The following is a 23,062-nucleotide window of genomic DNA, read 5'->3' on the forward strand; positions in this document are numbered from 1 at the left end:
CCAACATACGAAATTAAAGATGATTCGTGAAACTATGATAAGGATTAGGAAGGTGCTTACAACATGTCGATTCGTATTATCGTTAAAGAACCAGATGAGGTGCTTCACAAAAGAGCCAAAGAAGTAACCAAGGTTACACCCAATGTACAGAAACTGCTTGATGATATGGCAGACACGATGTATGACGCCGAAGGCGTAGGTCTGGCCGCTCCGCAAGTGGGCATCCTGAAGCGTTTGATTGTCATTGATGCCGGGGATGAGCAGGGGCTGATCAAAATGATCAATCCGGAGATTATCTCCAGTGAAGGAGAGCAGTTTGGCCCCGAAGGATGCCTGAGTATCCCTGGAATTAACGGTGATGTTCGCCGCTTTGAGACGGTTACGGTTAAAGGCCTGGACCGGGAAGGCAAAGAGCTTATTATTACTGGCAGCGGCCTGCTGTCCCGTGCGTTCCAACACGAAATTGACCATTTAGACGGTGTACTCTTTACAGATATCGCCGAAAAAGTATATGAAATTGCGCCTGAGCAGACTGGACCGCGTCGAAATTAAGGAGTGATTGATTTGAACATTGTTTTTATGGGAACACCTGAATTTGCCGTTCCTTCGCTGGATATGCTGATGGCAGAGGGATATCATGTGGTGGGTGTAGTGACCCAGCCTGATAAACCGCAGGGACGTAAAAAAGTGCTTACACCTACACCGGTCAAGGCCGCAGCTGAACGCCACGGTCTGCCGGTGTTTCAGCCTGTCAAGCTTCGTGATCCGGAAGCGACAGCTCGCCTTGCGGAATGGAAGCCTGATCTGATTGTGACTGCAGCCTTTGGACAGATTCTTCCGAAGGCAGTGCTGGATATGCCGATTCGTGGATGCGTGAATGTACACGGATCTCTTCTGCCCAAATATCGCGGAGGCGCACCGATCCAGCGTTCCATTATCAATGGAGAATCGGTGACAGGCGTTACATTAATGTATATGGCTGAAGGATTGGATACCGGAGATATGATCTCACGAGTGGAAGTGCCGATTACAGATGAAGATACCTCGGGAACGATGTTTGCCAAACTGAGCGAAGCCGGTTCCAAGCTGCTTCAAGCGGAGATGCCCCGTCTGATTGCAGGAGAAACGAAAGCCGTTCCTCAGAATGAAGCGGAGGCTACCTATGCTCGTAATCTGACTCGTGAAGACGAGAAGATCGACTGGAATCGTACATCCCGTGAATTGTTTAACCAGATTCGCGGGTTGGTGCCTTTCTCAGGCGCATTTACGATGTGGGATGAACAGGTGTTTAAAGTTTGGGCGGCGGCTAATCCCGATCAGACTGCAGATGAAGCCTCTTCTGCTTCGAATGCTGGACAAGCCGAGCCGGGGACCGTGCTGCAGCTGAATAAATCAGGCATAGAAGTAAAGACAGGTGATGGCTCTCTATGGCTGACCGAAGTGCAGCCTGCTGGCAAAAAAGTGATGCAGGCCGCTGACTTTGCACGTGGTGGAACCTTGAAGCCTGGAATGGTGCTGCGATGAGTACTCCAAAATCAGGACATTCTTCAGGTAAAGAATATCAAGCAGCGGCCAGCCGAGCAGGCGGTAACCATGCGAATCGTCGTCATTCCAGTAAGGGTTCTTCTGACAATCAAGGGGGGCGTGCAGGAAACAGGCCTGCATCGACTTCTTCTGCGAAGGGGAGCCAGGCTCACACTCGTGTGCAGAAACCAAAAACTTCAGCCCGGGCACTTGCTGTCAAGGTACTTAGTGCGGTTGAGCAGGATGGAGCGTACAGTAATCTGGAATTAAACCGTCGTCTCAAAGAGGCAGAGCTGAGTTCTGCGGATGCCGGACTGGCTACAGAACTGGTATACGGAACGATTGCAAGACGGAATACGCTGGACTATTATTTGGAGCGTTTTGTTGCAAAGGGAATGGCAAAATTACAGTCATGGGTGCGAAGCCTGCTTCGGATCAGCGCGTATCAGCTGATCTACCTGGATCGAATTCCGGAACATGCCGTCGTCAGCGAAGCCGTGAACCTGGCGAAGAAGCTTGGTCATCAGGGAATCTCCGGTATGGTTAACGGCGTGCTGCGGAATATGATTCGCAATAAAGAACAGCTGCATATTCCCTCGGATCTGCCAGCTCCAGAACGGATCTCGCTGGAGCATTCCCATCCGCTCTGGATGGTGGAGCGGTGGATCGCTCAATATGGAGAAGAGACGACAGAAGCCATTTGCCGGGCGAATAACGAACCCCCGGCAGTGAGTGTGCGTGTGAACACCACGATGACTACACGTGACAAGCTGATGGAGGAGATGGCAGATGCCGGGGCTGTTGTGGACGTTTCCCGTCTCAGCCCGGATGGTATTCTGGTACGAAGCGGCGGTAACATGGCTCTCACGTCCTGGTATCGGGACGGCCTGTTCTCTGTACAGGACGAAAGTTCTATGTTGGTTGCCGAAGCTGTAGCGCCTGAAGAGGGACACCACGTACTGGACTGCTGCGCGGCTCCAGGCGGCAAGACGGCTCACATGGCAGAAAAAATGCGAGACCGCGGTCATATCACGGCTAATGATGTCCATGCACATAAACGGGAACTTATTCTGGAACAGGCTGAACGTCTTGGACTCAGCTGCATTGATGCGGTAACCGGGGATGCGCTTGATTTGAACAAGCGATATGCCGAGTCTTCTTTTGACCGGATTTTGCTGGATGCACCGTGTTCGGGACTAGGCGTAATTCGCCGCAAGCCGGATGTGAAATGGACCAAGTCCGCTTCGGATATTGAAGAGATTTCCAGCCTGCAGCGTGAGCTTTTGGACCGTGCTGCACCGCTGCTCAAACCCGGGGGTATTCTCGTATACAGCACATGTACCATTGAAGCGTCGGAGAACGAAGAGATGGTTGCGGACTTTTTGAACCGTCATCCGGAATATCGGGCCATCGGAACGCCTTTCTGGTCGCAGCCCGAAGCCGCGAACTGGAAACCCGTGAATGGCGGTGTTCAGATCCTGCCGCAGTACGCGCACAGTGACGGTTTTTACATCGCAAGGTTGACAAGAGTGGCTGATTAACCGTTTAATAGAGCACTGAAGGAAGGCCGCCGAGGGAAACCCCGGCGGATTTCTTTGTGAGAGGACATTCGCTAATTTCTAGTCGGCAAATGGATGTCAAGGTGCGATGGCAGCAGCGAGGTGTTATAATGCATGAAGAACGGGTTTGAAGGGTATACATGGATGTAAAGTGGCGTTTGTGATAGAATAGGACGAATGCAGTAAAACGATGGAAAGCCATTGAAAAACAAATGAAAAGAATAAAGGAATAGGTGTTGACAACAAAATGAAACCTTTTATATACGATTTTTCCCTCGAGCAGCTGCAGCAGTGGGCTGTAGAGAACGGGGAACCCGCGTTTCGCGGCGGCCAGATTTTTGACTGGATTTATGTGAAACGTGTGAATGATTTTAGTGAAATGACCAATCTTTCCAAAGCTTTACGCGAGAAGCTGGCAGACCAGTTCGAATTCGTAACGCTGAAGGAAATTACCAAGTTTGAATCGAAGGATGGAACGGTGAAATTCCTCTTTGGTCTGCATGACGATCATGCGATTGAGACGGTTATTATGAAGCATAACTACGGAAACAGCATCTGTGTAACAACACAGGTTGGCTGCCGGATCGGCTGCACGTTCTGTGCGTCCACGCTGGGCGGTCTCAAACGCAACCTGACAGCCGGAGAAATCGTTGCCCAGGTCGTACAGGCTCAGAAAATTCTGGATGAACGCGGTGAGCGGGTCAGCAGCATCGTGATCATGGGTTCGGGTGAACCTTTTGAAAACTATGAAGCAACGATGACGTTCCTGCGGATTATGATCCATGAAAAAGGACTGAACATCGGGCAGCGTCATATCACCGTGTCCACGAGTGGAATTGTGCCCAACATCTATAAGTTTGCAGATGAAGACACGCAGATTAATCTTGCCATTTCGATCCACGCGCCTAATGACGCTCTTCGTTCGAAATTGATGCCTGTAAACCGCCGCTTCCCGTTTGAAGATGTGATGGAATCTCTTCGCTATTACCTGGCGAAGACAGGCCGGAGAATTACGTTTGAATACGCATTGATTGGCGGCGTTAACGATCAGCCTGAGCATGCAGCGGAACTGGCAAGTGTGCTTAAAAACATGTTGTGCCATGTCAACCTGATCCCGGTTAACCATGTGCCTGAACGCAAATATGTGAGAACATCAAGAAGTGACATTTTTAATTTCCAGAGAATTCTCTCGGAAGAGGGAGTGAATGTTACGATTCGCCGTGAACAGGGACATGACATTGCTGCCGCTTGCGGCCAGCTTCGTGCAAAGCATATGGAGTTGAGGTGAGAGCGTTTTGATCAAAACAGTTCATGTGAGCCATATCGGACGAGTACGTTCGGTAAATGAAGATTCAGCCTGGATTCGTAATCTCGATACAGGATATATTCTGGGAATCGTCGCGGATGGCATGGGCGGACACCTTGCTGGTGATACAGCAAGCCGCCTTGCGGTGGAGACGCTGGTTCAGGATCTGGCGACACTTGAGCCAGGTTTGTCCCATGCTTCTCTGTCCGCAGCTCTGAGCGATGCGATTCTTCATGCGAATGAAGTCATATTCCGCACGGCGTCCACGGACGACAAGTATCATAACATGGGAACGACCGTAGTCGCAGCCTTGTTGAATGATGCGGAAGGTGTGATTGGACATATCGGGGACAGCCGTGCCTACAAAATTGCGGGCAGGGAAGTATTCCAGCTGACCGAGGACCATACACTGGTGAACGAATTGTATAAAAATGGTCAGATCAGCAAAGAGGATGTTACTCATCATCCACGCCGCAACGTGCTTACCCGTGCGCTTGGCACGGATGCCGAGGTGAAGGTTGATATGGATACAGTGAAATTGGAAGAAGGCGAAGTGCTGCTTCTCTGCAGTGACGGACTTAGCAACCTGGTCAGCAATGAGCAGATTATTCAGGTCGCGGGCAACCTTGAACTTGCACTGGAAGACCGTGCTGACCGATTGCTGCAGCTGGCACTGCTTGCTGGAGGAGACGATAACATAACGGTGGCTTTATTTGAGCCCCAGCAGCAGGATACCGTACAAACGGAAACGGGGTGTGAGTCATGATCGGGCACCAGCTAGGCGGACGCTATGAAGTCATTGAGCGTGTCGGTGGCGGCGGCATGGCTCTAGTGTACAAAGCCCAGGATCTGCTCTTGAACCGCAATGTAGCGATTAAAGTACTCAGACAGCAGTTTGTGCATGATGAAGAGTTTATTCGCCGCTTCCGCAGAGAGGCACAATCGGCGGCATCGCTCTCTCATCCCAACGTAGTCAGCATTTACGATGTGGGTCAGGAAGATGACGTTCATTATATTGTCATGGAGTACGTTGAAGGCAAGAATCTAAATGAAATTATTAAAGAACGTGCGCCTTTGCAGGTCGACGAAGCGGTACACATTGCTTCCCAGATCGCGGATGCTCTGGATCACGCGCATCATAATCAGATTATTCACCGGGATATTAAACCGCATAACATATTAATTGGACGGAATGGACGCGTAAAAGTAACAGATTTCGGGATTGCGCGTGCAGTTACCTCTACAACGATTACGCAGACAGGCTCGGTTGTAGGCTCAGTGCATTATTTCTCGCCAGAGCATGCTAAAGGTATTGTGACTGGGGAGAAGTCGGACTTATATTCTCTTGGAATTGTACTTTATCAAATGCTCACCGGGCAGCTTCCTTTTTTAGGGGAGAGTCCGATTAGTGTAGCTCTGAAACATCTGCAGGAAGAGTTTGATGAACCGCGCAAATTCAACCCGCTCATTCCGCAAAGTGTTGAAAATGTCATTCTGAAATCCATGCGCAAAAATCCGCAGGAGCGCTATCAATCGGCCAAAGAGATGCAGCATGATCTGGAAACCTGCCTCATGCCGGAGCGCCGCAATGAGTCCAAGGTTGATTTTCCGGATGAGGATGATATTGATCAGACACGGGTCATGCCGGCCATCAAACCGGAGCCGCGTGGAATGACATCCACCGGAACGGTGCCTGTGATGGAGATAGATAAAGAAGTGAACTCGGGTAAACCGAAGAATAAAAACTGGAAGAAACCGGTGCTGATCATTTCATTGACTGTTCTTATTCTGATCGCTATGGTTGCGGTGGTGTGGTATGTAAAAGATATGCTCGTCGTGCCTGAGGTAAAGGTCCCTAATGTGATCAGCCAGACGGAAGAAAAAGCCCGTCAAATGTTGGAGGAGCAGGGTTTGGTTGTGAGCGGCGAGGTCATCCGGGAATACAAGGAAAACGTTGAACCCGGCATCGTCTTTGATCAAAGCAGAGATGAAGGCGATGTGGTCAAAAAAGGCACTGAAGTGCAGCTCAGCGTTGGTGCGAAAAAAGAATTGAAGAAGATGATTGACGTTAAAAGTGACTCATATACCGAAGCTGTCAAAAAACTGACTGCACTCGGTCTTAAGGAAGACCAGATCAAACGCAAGGATGATTTCTCCAATGAAGTGCCTTCAGGTTCAGTCATTTCCCAGACGCCTGGTGTGAACGAAGAGTTTGATCCGGAAGCTGTTGAAATTGAGTTAACCGTCAGCAAGGGTACTGAAACGGTCAAAATGCCTGATTTGAAAAATCATACGCGCAGTGAAGCAGAACAAATGCTGAAAGAAAAAGGTCTTGTGCTCGGACAGGTGCAGGAAGAATCCAGTTATACGGTGGACCAAGGTAAAGTCACCCAGCAGTGGCCTGTGGAAGCAGGAGCGGACGTGAACCCTGGCGACAAAATTACGATCTTTATCAGCACAGGATATCCACCTGAAGCACTCCAGTATCCTTTTAACATCAATGTATCACCGAAAGAAGCAGGCAAAAACAGCAAAATCCGTATCACCTTTGAAGATGCACGCGGTAAGAATCAGGAGTGGGGTACACGAACCATCAATTCCGCTCAAGTCCTGACCATCCCGCTTGTGCTTGCTCCAAATGAAAATGGTGCGGTATCCGTCTACCGGGATGGCAAATTCCTGGATACGTACGTCGTATCTTACAGTGAAGCGAAGAACGGTACGGTCAATGTTCCTTCTATTGACCCTGAACAAAACACGCAAGCACCACCAGAGAATAATCCTGATCCCGGGAATAGTGACAATGGCAGTGTGGACAATGGCAATGAAAATGGCGGAGAAGACCAGCCTGAGTCCACTCCGGCTGACGGCGAAGGGGACAATCAGGAAGGTGACACTTCGGCAATGAAGACAGATAAAGGACCGGGCAAGCATAAAGAGGATAAGAAAAAAGGAGTTGTCAACGCATCAGGCCGTCCATAAGGACGGCTTATGCTGACGTAGGGAATGAATGTAACTGATCTGAAGGAGGGCGACGGAGCTGTGCCAGAAGGTATCATCGTTAAAGCATTAAGTGGTTACTACTATGTCATGCCGGTGGAAGACAACGGGGTTCCTTCGGTTGAAGGTTCCGCCGTTCAATGCAGGGCCAGAGGCATATTTCGCAAAAGAGGCACTTCTCCGCTTGTTGGTGACCGTGTAAGTTATATGCTGACGGAGAACGGAGAAGGAACAGTAGACGAGATTCACAAGCGTGATACAGAGTTGATTCGTCCTCCAGTGGCCAATGTAAGCCTGGCTGTTTTGCTGTTCTCGGTGAAAGAGCCGGACATGAATCTGAACTTGCTGGACAAGTTTCTCGTGCATATTGAGCAGGCCGGACTCGATGCACTTATCGTGCTGACAAAACAGGATCTTATTGATCCTGAAGCCGAAGATCGGAACGTTGTCGCCGAAGTTAAGGCAATGTACGAGCAGATCGGCTATGAGGTCATCTCGACCAGCTCACTTACCGGAGAAGGCAGCGAGCTGCTTAGAGAACGTCTCGCTGGCAAAATCAGTGTATTTTCGGGCCAGTCTGGCGTCGGAAAGTCATCGATGCTGAATGCACTGATGCCAGGGCTCACGCTGGAAACCAGTGCCATCAGCATGCGTCTTGGGCGCGGTAAACATACAACCAGACATGTGGAGCTCATTCCGCTGGATAATGGTGGATTTGTGGCAGATACACCGGGGTTCAGCCAGCTCGACTTCCTGGAGATTGGTGTGGAGGAATTGTCGACTTGTTTCCGGGAGTTTGCCCAGTTTGCTGACCAGTGCAAGTTCCGCGGCTGTACGCATACGCATGAACCAGGCTGCCGGGTGCTCGCGGCAAAGGAGGAAGGACTGATCTCCGAAAGCCGATATCAGCACTATGAGCAGTTTCTGACTGAAATGAAAGAGAAGAAGCGGAGGTATTAATATGATTAAAATTGCCCCATCCATATTATCAGCAGACTTTGCCAAATTGGGGGCAGAAGTTGCCGAAGCGCAAGCAGCGGGCGGAGACTGGATTCATGTTGACGTCATGGACGGTCACTTCGTTCCTAATATTACGCTCGGCCCTGCGATTGTAAAGGCTATTGCGCCTCACACAACGCTGCCGCTGGATGTTCATCTGATGATCGAAAATCCGGAGCGGTACGTAGAAGAGTTCGCCAAAGCAGGCGCAGCAGTGATTACAGTTCATGCCGAGGCTTGCGTGCATCTGCATCGTGTCATTCATCTGATTAAAGAGCAGGGAATCATGGCAGGAGTAGCGCTCAATCCGGGAACGCCGGCAAGTGCGATTCAGGAAGTGCTGGATGATGTAGACATGGTTCTGGTCATGACGGTGAATCCAGGTTTCGGTGGACAAGCGTTTATCTCCGGCACGATGAACAAAATCAAACAAATTCGTACATGGCTTAATGAGAGAGGACGTCATGACGTACATATCGAGGTAGACGGCGGAATTGCTGCCGATACGGCGCCATTAGTGGTGGAAGCAGGGGCTGACGTGTTGGTGGCTGGCAGTGCCGTATTCGGACGGGAAGACCGATCTGCCGCGATTGCCGAGATTCGCAGCAGTTACGAGGGTTAATTCATGACTCTCAGAGAGACGCTGTGGACGATGGCGGGGAGTCTTGTCACAGGCCTGGTACTAGCATTATTTGCAGTTCTCCAGGCTCCATTCAATGCACTCACGTCATTAATCGGGGTTGGGGTCGTTATTATGTACTTCCGCAAGTTCGACCGAAAGGGACTTCGGATTACTTTTGTCATTTTCAGCATACTGTATTATCTCATGAGTGTTTTCATGATTGCGGTCTATCAGTATCTTCCCCAAACGCAAATAGGCTGATCTTCGGGCTTGTCATTGTGGAATAGGGACAGCAGGTTCCGCATAAATATGGTTACATGAGCAGGTTTCTCATGTAGCCTTTTTTGTCGTGTTTGGGTGAAAAAGGCCTGAAGCATAGGATACGGCGGACGCATGAGCATGATGGGGAGGGTGAAGTATGAAATTTTACACATTCAAACTGCCGAAGTTTTTGGGAGGGTTTGTAAAGGCGATCCTGAATACGTTTCAAAAGAACTGATTTGATCAGCAGCACCGTTAAACGAATACCGCCGCTTTGGCTCAAAGCTCATCTGGAGAACCGGATCTGCATGACGTGCCATGCGGCGGCCATTCCTGTGTACGGTAGACGTAATGTACTTGGAAAGTTGGAAAGGATATCAAACGGTTCGTTTATTGGAACAAGCTGATTATAACAGATCCTGATTGATCATAACTGATCTGAGCGTAGAGGAAGGCTGTGCTTTTTTGAATACCAAAAAAGCACCTGCAAGGAACAAGGTGCTTTTTGCTTACCCGATTTATAGCAGCTTTGCGTGATTATACGCGAGTCACTTTACCGGCTTTCAGTGCACGGGTGCTTACGTATACACGTTTTGGTTTGCCGTTAACGAGAATACGAACCTTCTGAACGTTTACGCCCCAAGAACGACGGTTACGGTTGTTAGCGTGGGATACGTGGTTACCGGTGCCCGGTTTCTTACCTGTCACATAACATTTGCGAGACATAGATTACACCTCCTATCCTAAAATAACCAGTGCCTTCGGAGAGACGAACGTCATTCCATCAGGACTTAATTGTTCTTTCCTGATCCTAAAGATCAGGCTTCAGTAGCTAATGGTGTTGTTCAAGCCGGCTTGGCCGGATCATTTCCATTACTTAACCTGCATAAAACAATACTTAAATATAATATCATAATCAAAAAAGCTTCGTCAACTGATCCAAAAACTTTATTTATTTCTCTTGTCTAATATAGTACAATGTTGAATAGTCCATAGTACAGCCATGAACAGGCTGTTGCCGCGGGAGCCGGAGAAAAAACCGTACGTAGAGGTTGGAGGTTTGCTTTTTTGGCAGCGCTGTGAGATGCGGCATTCCATCATTGGCACCAGTCTCCATGCGGCATTCATGTCGGCTTCTGATACCGGCGCATATCCCTATGCCCGCATAACGGGCTGCAGAGAATGGCAGGATATTGGTAGCCCGGCCGCCCAGACCGTTCATCCGGCTGACATGCTGTATTGTGTGCCTGGGCCGGACAAGGTATGGACGAAGAATAACGCAGCCGCGTTAGCGCATGAACGACCAAAATGATTCTTGGTGCAAGGTGTTCGTGTATCAAGCTAGGAAGGGGAATTCTCACTTGAGTATACGTTCTTTAAATGGAACAGATTTCACCGCGATGGTTATTGCCGGAGCGGAACAACTAGGGCAGCACGCAGAACATGTCAATTCCCTGAATGTTTTCCCTGTGCCGGATGGCGATACGGGAACAAACATGAATTTGACGATGACTGCAGGTGTTGCAGAGATTAAAAGAAAGAGCTCGGCATCCATTGGAGAAGCTGCCGGAATATTATCCAAAGGTCTGCTTATGGGCGCGCGCGGAAACTCTGGGGTTATTTTATCCCAACTGTTCCGTGGGTTCAGTCGTTCAGCAGCTCCTTTTGAAGAATTGAATACGATTCAATTCGCAGCCGCCCTGCAAAATGGAGTTGACGCAGCTTACAAAGCGGTTGTGAAACCCGTGGAGGGAACCATTCTTACCGTAGCCAAAGAAGCGGCCAAACATGCCAGCTACTATGCAAGACGGACGAATGATATAACTGAATTAATGAACGAAGTTTTGTTAAAAGCAAAAGAAGCCCTGGCGATGACTCCAGAGATGCTGCCTGTACTGAAACAGGTTGGTGTTGTGGACTCGGGTGGTCAGGGACTTGTATATATTTATGAAGGTTTTATGGAAGTGCTGCTGAAAACGGAGGGTGGTTCACGACCTTCACTGCAGAAAGAAACGGTTTCGTCACCAGCGGTACCGTTGAAAACGCCTGCATCTGAACCGGCTGCAGCGAAGACGGCACAGGTCATTGCTCCTGAAATGCCTCTGTCAGCTCAAGCCAGATTGGAAACCGAAGATATTGAATTCCTGTACGATATGGAGTTCTTCATCAACCGTGAGCTTGGAGAGAATGCTGGAACCGCATTTGACGATGAGATGTTCCGAAAAGCGCTGTCGGTAAATGGTGACTCCATCATTATTATTGCTGATGATGAAGTGATCAAAGTGCACGTGCATTCCAAGACACCTGGTGATGTATTAAATCTGGCATTGAAGTACGGTGAGATCACACAGATTCATATTTTGAATATGCGTGAACAGCATCGTGATTTGTTAACCGCGGGCATGGATATCGCTGCATCACCCGAGCTCTTTGCTGAGATTCCGCAGGAGAAAACAAGCACGCTTGAAGAAGCAGTGCTCCCCGCAGACGAGATGGCACCTTATGGCTTTATCGCGGTTTCTTCCGGCGATGGTATTGCGGAAATTTTCAGAAGTCTGGGTGTAGATGTAGTGATGTCGGGTGGACAGACAATGAACCCGAGTACAGAGGACTTTGTGAAAGCCGTCCATTCGATCACGGCGGAGCAGATATTTATTTTGCCGAATAACTCCAACATTGTGCTGGCTGCTGAACAGGCTCGGGAATTGCTGGAGGATGAGCGTCGTATTACGGTGATCCCAAGCAAAACGATTCCACAAGGTATGGCCGCGGCGTTTGCTTTCCAAGAGGACGAGTCCCTAGAAACGAATCGTGATCAGATGTTAGAGGCGATCAGCCGTGTGCAGTCTGGTCAGGTGACTCATGCCGTTCGGGACACCCAGTATGATGAACTGGATATCAAGGCGGGCCATTATATCGGTATCCATAACTCCAAGATTGTAGCAGCGGATGAAAGTATGCTTCATGCCTGCGAAGGTCTGCTCGGACAGATGATGAAGAGCGGGGATGAAGTGGTTACTATCCTAGAAGGAGAAGAGGCTGACGCTGAGATTACGGCAGCTCTTGCAGCATGGGTAGAAGAGCAATATCCTGATGCGGAAGTCGAGGTACATCAGGGAGGACAACCGGTTTATTATTATCTGTTCTCTGTAGAGTCCTAATAGAGGTAGTTCTAAAAGTCTCGGACTTTCCCTATACTGTCTCAATGACTTTTTGAACATGCACTAATAGTACTTTATCGAAGAGGAGGAGAGCCCGTGAGCCACAAGGTTGCGATTGTAACGGACAGTACAGCCGATATTCCTGAGGAATTGATTAAAATGTACGGTATACATGTCGTTCCCCTGCGTCTGTTATTCGGGGAAGAAACGTATGCTGACGGGATTGAACTGACTTCGGAGCAGTTCTATGACAAGTTAAGGCAGAGTTCTGTGCTGCCTACGACTTCACAGCCTTCACCTACCGATTTCATGAACGTGTACCAGACACTGCTGGATGAGAATCCGGACAGGCCTATTGTATCCATACACCTGTCTTCCGGCATGAGTGGTACATATCAGTCGGCTGTGCTTGGCAAGTCACTTTTGGAACGTGATTCAGATCTTACCGTGATTGATTCAAAGTCGGCTTCATACGGGTATGGGTTAATGGTGGTACACGCTGCCGAGCTTGCCGAACAAGGCAAGTCCCCAGCTGAGATTGCAGCTGCTGTTGAGGCAATGCAGCAATCGCGCAAGCTGTTTTTTCTGGTGGATACCCTGGAGTATTTGCAGAAAGGTGGACGGATTGGCAGAGCCTCGGCTATTTTGGGAACGCTGCTTAACATCAAGCCGATCCTGTCTATTGATGAAGAAGGCGTAATCTACGCTGTAGAGAAAGTCAGAGGTCATAAAAAGGCAATGGCCCGTATTATTGAGCTGTTCCAGAAGGATCTGGCCGGAAAGCGAGTCAATCTGGCGGTAGGCCATACAGCAGATCCTGCGTCAGCGGCAGCTTGTGCAGAGCAGTTAAAGGGTCATTTCACACTGAACGAAGTGATCTACACCAATATCGGAGCCGTCATCGGAAGTCATGTGGGACCCGGTGTCATTGCAATCTTTATGTGGCCTGTTCCGGAATGAGGGATTAGACATGAATTTGGAAGAAATATCAGTGAAGCAAATTAACGGCGTGAGTGCTCTCAAAGAGGGAGAGCTTCACGCCTTTGGCATCTCTAGTGTAAAAGATTTGTTAGAGTATTATCCGTTTCGTTATGAAGATTATCGTCTGCGTTCGCTCAGTGAGGTTAAGGACGGAGACAAGATTACGGTACAGGGACAGGTAATGGGTGTTCCGGTACTGCAGCGCTATGGCAAAAAGTCACGTCTGACCTGCAAAATCATGACCGAAGAGTGGATGATCACGGCAACGTGGTTTAACCGTCATTTTCTCAAAGACCAGCTTACACCCAATCGGCAAATTGTACTGACTGGCAAATGGGAACAAAAGCGCATGCAGCTTACGGTGTCGGATTCGGAATTCCCTGATAAAGGAGATGGACGTTCAGGTACATTACAACCTGTCTATTCCGTCACGGGTAAGATCACGCAGCAGTGGATGCGCAAAACGATTAACCAGGGATTGATTCAATACGGTGAGATGATCCCCGAAATCTTACCGCAAGCGCTGATTAAAAAATATAATCTGGTGCCGCGCAAGCAGGCTATCGCCGGTATTCATCGTCCTCAGGACAATCAGGAGGGTCAGCGGGCCAGACAGCGGATGGTCTATGAGGAGTTGTTTTTATTCCAGCTCAAAATGCAGGCATTCCGTGCGTTGAACCGGAATCGCATGGACGGCATGGTACATACCACCGACAATACGACGATTCGAGAATTCGTGCGCAGTCTGCCGTTTGAGTTGACCGATGCGCAGAAGAAGGTTGAGCTTGAAATTCTGCATGATATGCGTTCCCCGTATGCGATGAATCGACTGCTGCAGGGGGACGTAGGTTCAGGTAAAACGGTGATTGCAGCGATTGCACTGTATACATCCGTTCGCTCCGGTTTTCAGGGGGCACTGATGGTGCCGACCGAAATTCTGGCAGAGCAGCATATGCGCTCGCTTCAGAAGCTGTTTGAACCATTTGGCGTGACGGTAGGACTGTTGACCGGTAGTGTGAACGGGCGCAAACGCAAGGATTTGATCGCCTCATTGCAGATGGGCATGATCGATATTGTTGTGGGTACACACGCCCTGATCCAGGAGGATGTTTTTTTCCGGGAGCTGGGCCTTGTGGTTACGGACGAGCAGCATCGCTTCGGGGTAAATCAGCGCAGCGTTTTGAGACGCAAAGGGTATAATCCTGACGTGTTAACGATGACCGCTACGCCGATTCCTCGAACACTTGCGATTACGGCTTTTGGTGATATTGAGGTGTCGACGATATCGGAGCGGCCGAAGGGACGAATTCCGATCTCCACGTATTGGGTGAAGCATGACATGATGGAGCGGGTACTTGGTTTTATCTCCAGAGAGGTAGACCAAGGCCGCCAGGCTTATCTGATCTGTCCGCTCATCGAAGAATCAGAGAAGCTTGATGTGCAGAATGCCATAGACCTGCATGTGCAGATGCAGCAGAATTTCCCGAAATATAAAGTGGGGCTGCTCCATGGACGCATGTCGGCGGCGGAAAAAGAAGAAATGATGCGTGAATTCTACAACAATGACATTCAGCTGTTGGTATCCACGACGGTCGTGGAAGTTGGTGTGGATGTGCCTAATGCTACATTAATGGTTATAATGGACGCGGATCGTTTTGGCTTGTCCCAGCTGCATCAACTTCGCGGTCGGGTCGGTCGTGGTGCGCATGCATCCTATTGTGTGCTGATCGCTGATCCCAAAACGGAAGTTGGTCAGGAACGAATGAAGGTCATGACTGAAACCGAGGATGGATTCGAGGTGTCTCGCCGTGATCTGGATCTGCGGGGTCCGGGCGATTTCTTTGGCACCAAGCAGAGCGGACTGCCTGAGTTCCGTCTTGCCGATATGGTAGCGGATTTCGCCGTACTGGAACAAGCCAGGGATGATGTGTCCGCGCTGATTGCGAATGCTGCGTTCTGGACATCTGTTGATTATGCGCCGCTGCGTGAATATCTCCAGCAGGAGCAGGTGTTCAAGGGCGATCTGATTGATTAAGAAAGCTTAATTTTGAATGTGCTGCGTTTGTGTAAAGGCATGTTTTGTAAAAAGTGACAAGTGAACAAGCCCTCCCGACATATGAATAAGAAGTGAGTTCATTTTTTTGGGAGGTGCTGTACGTTTTGGGTTACCAACAATATGGAATCAGTCCGCAGCTGGTGGAGCGGATCAAACTAAAGATGAAAAATCCTGCAGTCAAAGAGCGCATTAAAAAGCTGATTGACGGTGTGACCAAGGCTGATTTACAGGATAAGGCGAAGGTGCGCAGGTTGATCAAGTCGTCAGCAGTCATTATGAATGAAAATTTCTCACCTGCACAGGAAGAGCAGTTTGTTGCTTTTGTCATCGCACAAAAGATTGATCCAAACAATACGTTCCATTTAATTAAGCTGTGGGGCATGTTTAGGTAAAGTTAAATGTAATGATTCCTGTAAAGAAAGATGGGTGTTTACATGTGGGTACTCCGAGAACAGAATACCCTTCTGATCGCTTTTATCCCTGGATTTTTTGTGAATTACCCTCTTATAAGGGTAAAATCCGGTGATAAAGGCGAAGCGTATGCTTCCGATGCAGCTTTCTTTCAGAAAGCTTTTAGCTCCGCTTTTTCAGATTGTTTCTGCTCTCTCCGTTATAGTGTAAACTGAATTTTTTGAAAGACCGCATTACATTCAAGTGGAATGGTCATGTAAAGAATAATGTAAAGAAGGGTGTTTCATCAGTCATGTATGACTTGATGAGATGCCTTTTTTTGATTTTTACAGCATACCCTTTGTTAATCTCCAAGGGAGAAGGGAGAAATTAACTAGGTCACCAATACAGAGAGGCTGAGTCCCAGGGCTTGTTTTCCTAACGATCTCCAGAGACGCTATTTTGGTGATATCACACATTTTTATTTTCTAACGATCTCAGGGAAACCTATTTTAGAAATTAGATGTGAAAATGGGCATTTTTCTTCTGCTTCCAGTGAAATAAGCTCTCTGGAGATCGTTATAATTCAAGACAGCACTATATCGCTCAGATAAGCTCATCTGAGATCGTTAGATTTTTTTCAGAGCTATGCGTTTATTGGATATTTCGTAAGATGGCTTGCCTATGTGACGTCGTTTTTTGATTTTCACAGGATATTCTTTGCTTTCCTTCGAGGGGAGGGGTAAACTGTTGCATACGAGTAGTGTAGGTATATTGCCGCAGTGCGGAAATCAGCATATGCGGTTACCTGGCTCTGTTACTTTTTCAGATAGATGTGGAGGAAGTTCGATTGGAAATGTTTACGATGCTGCTGGGGCTGTTTGAGCGAGCGGCGCTGCTGATTATATTTTTATTTTTTCTGTCGCGGGTGCCGCGGTTTAGGCAGATTTTGCAAAAGGGTAAATTAAGATGGCAGGAGTATGCGGCCTTGACCCTGCTGTTTTGTGCGTTTGCCATTTTTGGTACATATACCGGTATTAACGTCGAAGGTTCACTGGTCAATGTACGGATTATTGCGATTTTGTCAGGCGGAATCCTGTTCGGATCACCTGTAGGTATTATTACCGGCTTCGTGTCCGGGGTGCACCGTTATTTGATTGATATGGACGGCATTACGGCCATTCCGTGCCTCATTACAAGTATTCTTGCGGGCCTCGTGTCGGGGTACATTCACAAATACACTCCTAAATCCAAGCGCTGGATTATTGGCATTGGTGCAGGCATGATCATCGAAGCGCTCACGATGCTGCTGATTCTGCTCTATTCTTATCCCGACCCGCTTGGAGCGGACATTGTCTCCAAGATTGCACTGCCGATGATTCTGGGTGAGATGAATATTGGTCTGATTGTGCTTTTGGTGCAGAGCGTGGAGGGGGAAAAGGAGCTGATTGCGGGTCGTCAGGCCAAGCTGGCTTTGGAGATTGCGAATAAAACACTGCCTTACTTCCGCTCGATTGATGAGGATTCCCTGCGTAAAGTATGTAAAATCATTCAAGAAGATATTCAGGCGGATGCGGTAGCGATTACCGATACCCGTAATGTACTGGCTTATGTTGGCTTCGGGGAGGAACGGTATCATATTGGCAATGAAATAATTAGTGAAATGACCAAGAGGACGATATCCAGCGGAGAAATTATGATTAGTAATGATGTGACGGATGAGAAAACCCCGGATATTCACTCACTGTTGATTATTCCGCTTAAGGAGCGGGGCGATGTGACGGGTGCACTCAAGATCTATTACCGCAAAGCTTACAAAATTACGTATCCGCTGCAGACAATGGCGGTAGGACTCTCTCAGATTATTTCCACTCAGATGGAGGTATCCCGGGTAGAGGAAATTAAGGCTGCGGCGAACAAAGCGGAGCTGCGCGCACTGCAAACAACCATTCATCCTCATTTTCTGTTTAATGCGCTAAACGCTATCGCTTCGTCTATTCGAACCAAGCCGGATCGCGCACGCGAATTGATCGTTAACCTTTCCGGTTATATGCGCTACAATCTCGAACTGTCGGACGAATTAATTGATATTCATAAAGAGCTGGAGCAGGTCCGCAACTATGTCGAGATTGAGAAAGCTCGCTTTGGCAGCAGACTCACCGTCATATATGAGATTGATGAAGTGGCAGTGCATATTCCCAGCCTGGTCATCCAGCCGCTTGTGGAAAATGCGATTATACATGGCATTCTGAAAGTGAAAGGTCCCGGGATCGTCCGGATTCGGGTGCAGGATCATCCTGATGTTGTGCGTATCAGCGTGAGTGACACGGGTGCAGGTATAAGCGCCGATATTATCGAGAATGTCTACCACGACCGCATGCCTGGAAACCAGATTGGACTGTACAACGTGCATCGGCGCGTGAAACTGATATACGGGAAAGGTTTAACGATTACAAGACTGGAGCAAGGAACGGATATTTTATTTGATGTACCCAAAGGAGATGTCATAACAAGGTGATGATGAAGCGATGAGAGCGTTAATTGTAGAAGATGAAATTCCGGCAAGTGAAGAACTGAGTTATCTGATCCAGGAGCACAGCCAGATTGAGGTTGTAGATTGTCTGGAAGATGGCCTGGATGTACTTAAATTTTTGCAGGAGCAGGAAGTGGATGTGCTTTTTCTCGATATTAACATTCCTTCGCTGGACGGTATGATGCTCGCGCATCATATCGGCAAGTTTGCGCGCAAGCCCTACATTGTATTTACAACCGCTTATAAGGAGCACGCGGCTGAGGCTTTTGAGCTGGAAGCATTTGATTATATTCTGAAGCCCTATGACGAGAAACGAATCGCGGCCATGCTGCACAAGCTGGAGCTGACCTTCAAGAGGGACCGTGAGCAAAGTGAGAACATTTATGGCGAAATACGGGAGGAGGACCAGATATACCGGCGTGCAGAGAGGCATGAATCAGGGAATGGGCTTGGAGTTGAACCCGGATATGCACCAAACCAAGCTCAGGCTCGTTCCGGCACACTGCAGGCACAGGATGGACTGGATCAGCGAGCGGTATCCGTCCATTCTCCAGCCCAGGCGGACAACCTGATGGGCACACGAATCAATCTGCTGCGTAATGACAACATTATTGTTACCGATACGGCAGACATCTACTATGCAGAGGCTCAGGAGAAGGTGACCAAGGTGTATACCAAAAATGGAGAATTCACGATGCCTGTCAGCATATCGGATTTCCACAGCCGTCTGCCGCAGGATGCTTTCTTCCGGTGCCATCGTTCCTATCTCGTTAATCTCTCCCAAATTCGTGAAATTGTACCCTGGTTTAACAATACGTATCTCCTTCGTCTGCGTGATCTGGAAGCCGAAGTGCCCGTCAGTCGCGGCAAAGTCAAAGAGTTCAGGCAGCTCATGCGCATATAACGGCATTTCATTCCGCATTTGATGCAACTCATGCTCAAAACAGCTCTATGAATCCCCTTTCATGTATGATGGTCTTGTGAACGTACAAGAGAATGTTCAACAGGTTATAGACATCGACAAAGGGGAGATTACGATGAAAGCAGCTGTTTTATCCGCTTCATCAGCATCTAATTCAACAACGACATCATCTATAAAAGTGAACCGCTGGCTTATTGTACTCGGTACGATTATTGTACAAATGGGGCTTGGCACAATCTACACCTGGAGTTTATTCAATCAACCGCTGTCTGATCGTTTCGGATGGGACGTCAGCTCGGTCGCAATAACTTTTTCGATTACGAGTTTTGCTTTGGCGATTGCCACTTTGTTTGCAGGACGATTGCAGGAACGCTGGGGTCTCCGACGTTTAATTCGTGTGGCTGGGGTTGTGCTCGGTCTGGGACTGATGTTGAGTTCCCAAGTCAGTTCGTTAACGCTGCTGTATCTGCTTGCCGGTTTTGTGGTCGGGTTTGCGGACGGCACAGCGTATATTACATCTCTGTCCAACTTGATCAAATGGTTCCCTGAACGTAAGGGACTGATCTCGGGGATTTCAGTGGGAGCCTTCGGTACAGGGAGCTTGTTGTTCAAATATGTGAACTCCGCCCTGATTGGTGCGGTTGGTCCAGCGCAGGCCTTTATGTACTGGGGGATGATCGTTCTTGTCCTGGTTACTGCAGGATCATTCCTGATCCGTGAAGCAGTGGTTCGTGAACAGTCTCCGGCAAAAGTCAAAGACGGTTCCGGTGAGAAACCAGCAGAAGTCCGTCATGAATATACAGTTAAAGAAATGCTTCGTACGAAAGAAGCGTATATGCTCTTCGTTATTTTCTTCACGGCTTGCATGAGCGGTCTGTATCTGATCGGTATTGTCAAAGACATTGGTGTGCAGCTTGCAGGTCTTAACGTGACCACGGCGGCTAATGCGGTTGCGATGGTGGCTATTTTCAACACGGCGGGCCGTATTATTCTGGGTGCTTTGTCGGATAAAGTAGGCCGAATGAAAGTCATCGCCGGAGCCCTGCTCGTTACAGCTGTAGCGGTCATGACACTCAGTCTGGTGCCGCTGAACTTTGGAATCTTCTTCGCTTGTGTGGCAGCGATTGCCTTCTGCTTTGGTGGTAACATCACCGTGTTCCCAGCCATTGTGGCCGATTATTTCGGTTTGAAAAATCAAAGCAAAAACTATGGTGTAATCTACCAGGGATTTGGATTGGGTGCTCTCGCCGGATCATTCATCAGCGCGCTGCTGGGCGGATTCCATCTCACCTTTATCGTGATTGCGGTCCTCTGTGCGGTATCGCTCCTGATGGCACTGATGATCACTCCTCCGGGTGCAGGTCGCCGGGCTGGCTCTTCTCAGACCAAACCAATGCATCTGAATCCGTCTTCACGGGCGAGCTGAACAGCGGTTTTTATCGTAAATGCTGCCATGTGCTCCTCCACGATGCTTACACTTGGAGAGAGAAAGAAACCCTGGCATGAGTGTATAACTGAATCATTTTTCTTCATACTATAAAATAGTTGACAGGCAAGCGGTCTCCAGGCGAGACCGTTTTTGCTTTTTTTTGTGTACCAGCTTAGAGCAGCACTTCAATCTCTTCTTCTGTGTGAATGGCCCTACTCAGTCCTACTCAGTCCTACTCAGTCCTACTCAGGCATATGCGGCTGCAAATACTTATGTAAAGGCGCTGATGTGCATTGTATGTTCAGCTTCTGTTATACTCTAGGTGAATCGGAGACGATGCTGTACTCTGACGACAGCTGTATTGGATGGATGAATGATCTGCGTCACGACCACATACCATTGATGTATTCCAAGGAGGCCTATTCATGAACTTTGTAAAATACACCGAACCAGACTTTGAGCACTATTATGCACTTGTTTCGAATGCGGAAGTCATGAAGCAGATTACAGAGCGCGCGATCCCTGAAGAAGAAGCCAAAACACAGTTTGATGCCATGCTGGATTTCAACCTTCGTTCCCTGTGCGGACATTATCGGGTCACTTCGCAAGAAGGTGCGGGTACAGCTTATGCCAAACTGATTCCAGATGAAGATAATCCGGGCCGGGCTGAGATTGGTTATATGATCCTGCCAGAATATTGGGGCAAAGGTCAGGGGACATCCATTGCTTCCCGACTGATTATCCAGGCTCAGGCCGCCGGCATTGAGGTCCTTTATGCTGTTATTGATCCATCTAATGCGGCCTCCCGGCAGATTTTGCTTAGACAGAACTTCGAATCCACGTGGACGGGAGACTATGATGGGCTGCCCGGTGAGATTCTGGAGCTGAATTTGCGTGTGAAGCGCTAAAAGCTGTGGAAACTGTGGAAGGAACGAATCGAATGGCAGCATGACTTTACGGATCAATGTGTAACTTTCCGGATGAGAGGGTAATGCACAAGAAAGGTATCAAACATCCTGTATGAGATACGAACGCTGTTTTTTCGCTGCAGCGCTGGTTCCTCGTGCAGGATGCTTCTATAGATCTAAGTAGAGGAGATGACATATGAGTGAATCAACGATGGATCGATTGAATGCTCTGCTGCCGGAATGGCTGGAGACCAGCCGCCTGCATACAGGACAGGGCAAGGTCGCTTCTTATATTCCGGAGCTGGTCAAAGCATCGCAGGATGAACTAGGTATACATATTATGGATGCAGAAGGAAACTATGTGTCCGCCGGCGATTGCGGTGTTCCTTTTACGATGCAGAGTATCTCCAAAGTGTTCACACTGATTCTGGCCCTGATGGATCATGGGGAAGAAGCCGTCTTCTTTAATGTAGGAAAAGAACCCACAGGCGATGATTATGACTCCATGATCAAGCTTGAACTGGTTGAACCGGGTATCCCGTTTAACCCCCTCATTAATGCGGGAGCAATAACCGTATCCTCCCTCGTTGGCGGTGACTGTAAGGAAGAGAAGTCTCGCCGTATTCTCGAATTTTTCCGCAAGCTGTCTCACAATGAACAGCTGGGCTACAACGAAGAGGTTTTTCGCTCCGAATCCGAAAGCGGTCACCTGAACCGCTCACTCGCTTATTTTCTCAAACATAACGGTGTAATCAAGGATGAAGTGGAAGATGTACTTGCAGTTTATTTTCGCCACTGCTCTATTGAAGTGACCTGTGCGGACTTGGCCCGCATGGCACTTGTTCTCGCTTACGACGGGACCGACCCGATTACGGGGAACGAACTTATTCCCCGCCGCTATGTGCAGATTGCCAAAACCTTTATGACCACTTGCGGGATGTACAATGCTTCTGGTGAATTTGCCATCGAGGTGGGACTTCCTGCCAAAAGCGGTGTTTCCGGCGGCATTTTGACGTTAGTCCCGGGACAATTTGGTATTGGCGTGGTCGGACCGGCACTCAATCGCAAAGGCAACAGCATTGCAGGTGTGCATCTGCTGGAGCGTCTATCCAAAGAGTTTGACTGGAGTTTCTTCTGATTTGAGGACCGGCGATCCCCAGATTTGTTGGATTTCTTTCTTCTAATGAAAATAAATAAGCGAACCAAACAATTACCCTTACACGCAGTGGACGAATCAGATTACGGGCATTTTGCTTCTTTCGAACGAAGCAGGGCACGAAAATCGCTTTGTCCGCTGCTTTTTTGTTTCCATATAGATTGTAGGGATTCAGTCCTGCACAGCTTGAACCCGCTGCGTCTATCATGGAGTTTTCGCAATATCTGTATGTGAAGAAATGCTCATTTTGCTGCA

Annotated in this window: 21 protein-coding genes; 20 read left to right on the forward strand and 1 reads right to left on the reverse strand. The window is 48.6% G+C overall.

The genetic code is table 11. The features are described from left to right. Nucleotides 1-63 precede the first annotated feature (63 nt). The 10 genes from def (at nucleotide 64) to spoVM (ending at nucleotide 9,509) form a co-directional block, all read left to right on the forward strand. Nucleotides 64-552 carry a peptide deformylase gene (def, locus tag ABXS70_RS06875; RefSeq protein WP_342551934.1) on the forward strand — a complete coding sequence of 163 codons (489 nt, stop codon included), beginning with the start codon at nucleotides 64-66 and terminating at the stop codon, nucleotides 550-552. 12 nt (nucleotides 553-564) lie between these two features. Next, nucleotides 565-1,524, forward strand: coding sequence for a methionyl-tRNA formyltransferase (fmt, locus tag ABXS70_RS06880; protein WP_342551933.1), 960 nt, complete (start codon nucleotides 565-567; stop codon nucleotides 1,522-1,524). Next, complete coding sequence (rsmB, locus tag ABXS70_RS06885; protein WP_342551932.1) at nucleotides 1,521-3,065, forward strand: 16S rRNA (cytosine(967)-C(5))-methyltransferase RsmB; 1,545 nt, start codon at nucleotides 1,521-1,523, stop codon at nucleotides 3,063-3,065. Before fmt ends, rsmB begins: the two co-directional genes overlap by 4 nt. Before the next feature lie 265 nt (nucleotides 3,066-3,330). Next, on the forward strand, nucleotides 3,331-4,371 hold the full coding sequence (gene rlmN, locus ABXS70_RS06890; protein WP_366294923.1) for a 23S rRNA (adenine(2503)-C(2))-methyltransferase RlmN: 1,041 nt from the start codon (nucleotides 3,331-3,333) through the stop codon (nucleotides 4,369-4,371). 7 nt (nucleotides 4,372-4,378) lie between these two features. Next, entirely contained in the window at nucleotides 4,379-5,155 is a 777-nt protein-coding gene (locus ABXS70_RS06895) for a Stp1/IreP family PP2C-type Ser/Thr phosphatase (protein WP_342551930.1), read from the forward strand. Then, nucleotides 5,152-7,371 carry a Stk1 family PASTA domain-containing Ser/Thr kinase gene (pknB, locus tag ABXS70_RS06900; protein WP_342551929.1) on the forward strand — a complete coding sequence of 740 codons (2,220 nt, stop codon included), beginning with the start codon at nucleotides 5,152-5,154 and terminating at the stop codon, nucleotides 7,369-7,371. Before ABXS70_RS06895 ends, pknB begins: the two co-directional genes overlap by 4 nt. A 60-nt stretch (nucleotides 7,372-7,431) precedes the next feature. Beyond that, nucleotides 7,432-8,349 (forward strand): ribosome small subunit-dependent GTPase A, encoded by a 918-nt coding sequence (gene rsgA, locus ABXS70_RS06905; protein ID WP_342551928.1) that lies wholly within the window; start codon nucleotides 7,432-7,434, stop codon nucleotides 8,347-8,349. A gap of 1 nt (nucleotide 8,350) precedes the next feature. Next, nucleotides 8,351-9,010, forward strand: a complete 660-nt coding sequence (rpe, locus tag ABXS70_RS06910; protein ID WP_342551927.1) for a ribulose-phosphate 3-epimerase — start codon at nucleotides 8,351-8,353, stop codon at nucleotides 9,008-9,010. 3 nt (nucleotides 9,011-9,013) lie between these two features. After that, the gene (locus ABXS70_RS06915) at nucleotides 9,014-9,271 is read left to right on the forward strand and encodes a hypothetical protein (RefSeq protein WP_342551926.1); all 258 of its coding nucleotides are present in this window, start codon (nucleotides 9,014-9,016) and stop codon (nucleotides 9,269-9,271) included. Nucleotides 9,272-9,428: 157 nt separating this feature from the next. Beyond that, the gene (spoVM, locus tag ABXS70_RS06920) at nucleotides 9,429-9,509 is read left to right on the forward strand and encodes a stage V sporulation protein SpoVM (protein ID WP_019424875.1); all 81 of its coding nucleotides are present in this window, start codon (nucleotides 9,429-9,431) and stop codon (nucleotides 9,507-9,509) included. A 299-nt stretch (nucleotides 9,510-9,808) separates the two neighbouring features. Here the strand turns inward: spoVM and rpmB are convergent, their stop codons facing one another. Further along, entirely contained in the window at nucleotides 9,809-9,997 is a 189-nt protein-coding gene (gene rpmB, locus ABXS70_RS06925; protein WP_024631107.1) for a 50S ribosomal protein L28, read from the reverse strand. 277 nt (nucleotides 9,998-10,274) lie between these two features. Between rpmB and ABXS70_RS06930 the strand changes: the two genes are divergently transcribed. From ABXS70_RS06930 to glsA, 10 genes are all read left to right on the forward strand, one after another. Beyond that, nucleotides 10,275-10,583 carry a hypothetical protein gene (locus ABXS70_RS06930; protein ID WP_342551925.1) on the forward strand — a complete coding sequence of 103 codons (309 nt, stop codon included), beginning with the start codon at nucleotides 10,275-10,277 and terminating at the stop codon, nucleotides 10,581-10,583. 49 nt (nucleotides 10,584-10,632) lie between these two features. Continuing rightward, complete coding sequence (locus tag ABXS70_RS06935) at nucleotides 10,633-12,432, forward strand: DAK2 domain-containing protein (protein WP_342551924.1); 1,800 nt, start codon at nucleotides 10,633-10,635, stop codon at nucleotides 12,430-12,432. Nucleotides 12,433-12,528: 96 nt separating this feature from the next. Further along, the gene (locus ABXS70_RS06940) at nucleotides 12,529-13,392 is read left to right on the forward strand and encodes a DegV family protein (RefSeq protein WP_342551923.1); all 864 of its coding nucleotides are present in this window, start codon (nucleotides 12,529-12,531) and stop codon (nucleotides 13,390-13,392) included. 10 nt (nucleotides 13,393-13,402) lie between these two features. Beyond that, a complete protein-coding gene (gene recG / locus ABXS70_RS06945; protein ID WP_366294932.1) occupies nucleotides 13,403-15,448 on the forward strand; it encodes an ATP-dependent DNA helicase RecG in 2,046 nt (681 codons plus the stop codon). 125 nt (nucleotides 15,449-15,573) lie between these two features. Continuing rightward, the gene (locus ABXS70_RS06950; RefSeq protein WP_342551921.1) at nucleotides 15,574-15,861 is read left to right on the forward strand and encodes a stage VI sporulation protein F; all 288 of its coding nucleotides are present in this window, start codon (nucleotides 15,574-15,576) and stop codon (nucleotides 15,859-15,861) included. An 854-nt stretch (nucleotides 15,862-16,715) separates the two neighbouring features. Beyond that, on the forward strand, nucleotides 16,716-18,377 hold the full coding sequence (locus ABXS70_RS06955; protein ID WP_342556393.1) for a sensor histidine kinase: 1,662 nt from the start codon (nucleotides 16,716-16,718) through the stop codon (nucleotides 18,375-18,377). Nucleotides 18,378-18,387: 10 nt separating this feature from the next. Further along, complete coding sequence (locus ABXS70_RS06960; protein WP_342551920.1) at nucleotides 18,388-19,296, forward strand: LytTR family DNA-binding domain-containing protein; 909 nt, start codon at nucleotides 18,388-18,390, stop codon at nucleotides 19,294-19,296. Between the two features lie 133 nt (nucleotides 19,297-19,429). Next, nucleotides 19,430-20,740: an OFA family MFS transporter gene (locus ABXS70_RS06965; RefSeq protein WP_342551919.1), complete on the forward strand. Its 1,311-nt coding sequence runs from the start codon at nucleotides 19,430-19,432 to the stop codon at nucleotides 20,738-20,740. Between the two features lie 428 nt (nucleotides 20,741-21,168). Continuing rightward, nucleotides 21,169-21,651, forward strand: coding sequence for a GNAT family N-acetyltransferase (locus tag ABXS70_RS06970; RefSeq protein WP_342551918.1), 483 nt, complete (start codon nucleotides 21,169-21,171; stop codon nucleotides 21,649-21,651). A 196-nt stretch (nucleotides 21,652-21,847) separates the two neighbouring features. Further along, complete coding sequence (gene glsA / locus ABXS70_RS06975; protein WP_342551917.1) at nucleotides 21,848-22,789, forward strand: glutaminase A; 942 nt, start codon at nucleotides 21,848-21,850, stop codon at nucleotides 22,787-22,789. Nucleotides 22,790-23,062: the final 273 nt, after the last annotated feature.

It is taken from the genome of Paenibacillus sp. AN1007 (genome assembly GCF_040702995.1).
Lineage (GTDB): Bacteria > Bacillota > Bacilli > Paenibacillales > Paenibacillaceae > Paenibacillus.

What these genes read in the sequence shown, in the direction of transcription:
- recG (WP_366294932.1), top strand. Translation starts at nt 13,403, where the DNA reads ATGAATTTGGAAGAAATATCAGTGAAGCAAATTAACGGCGTGAGTGCT.
- rsmB (WP_342551932.1), top strand. Translation starts at nt 1,521, where the DNA reads ATGAGTACTCCAAAATCAGGACATTCTTCAGGTAAAGAATATCAAGCA.
- ABXS70_RS06915 (WP_342551926.1), top strand. Translation starts at nt 9,014, where the DNA reads ATGACTCTCAGAGAGACGCTGTGGACGATGGCGGGGAGTCTTGTCACA.
- rlmN (WP_366294923.1), top strand. Translation starts at nt 3,331, where the DNA reads ATGAAACCTTTTATATACGATTTTTCCCTCGAGCAGCTGCAGCAGTGG.
- pknB (WP_342551929.1), top strand. Translation starts at nt 5,152, where the DNA reads ATGATCGGGCACCAGCTAGGCGGACGCTATGAAGTCATTGAGCGTGTC.
- ABXS70_RS06960 (WP_342551920.1), top strand. Translation starts at nt 18,388, where the DNA reads ATGAGAGCGTTAATTGTAGAAGATGAAATTCCGGCAAGTGAAGAACTG.
- rpmB (WP_024631107.1), bottom strand. Translation starts at nt 9,997, where the DNA reads ATGTCTCGCAAATGTTATGTGACAGGTAAGAAACCGGGCACCGGTAAC.
- def (WP_342551934.1), top strand. Translation starts at nt 64, where the DNA reads ATGTCGATTCGTATTATCGTTAAAGAACCAGATGAGGTGCTTCACAAA.
- ABXS70_RS06970 (WP_342551918.1), top strand. Translation starts at nt 21,169, where the DNA reads ATGAACTTTGTAAAATACACCGAACCAGACTTTGAGCACTATTATGCA.
- ABXS70_RS06955 (WP_342556393.1), top strand. Translation starts at nt 16,716, where the DNA reads ATGTTTACGATGCTGCTGGGGCTGTTTGAGCGAGCGGCGCTGCTGATT.
- ABXS70_RS06965 (WP_342551919.1), top strand. Translation starts at nt 19,430, where the DNA reads ATGAAAGCAGCTGTTTTATCCGCTTCATCAGCATCTAATTCAACAACG.
- rpe (WP_342551927.1), top strand. Translation starts at nt 8,351, where the DNA reads ATGATTAAAATTGCCCCATCCATATTATCAGCAGACTTTGCCAAATTG.
- ABXS70_RS06930 (WP_342551925.1), top strand. Translation starts at nt 10,275, where the DNA reads ATGAACAGGCTGTTGCCGCGGGAGCCGGAGAAAAAACCGTACGTAGAG.
- glsA (WP_342551917.1), top strand. Translation starts at nt 21,848, where the DNA reads ATGAGTGAATCAACGATGGATCGATTGAATGCTCTGCTGCCGGAATGG.
- spoVM (WP_019424875.1), top strand. Translation starts at nt 9,429, where the DNA reads ATGAAATTTTACACATTCAAACTGCCGAAGTTTTTGGGAGGGTTTGTA.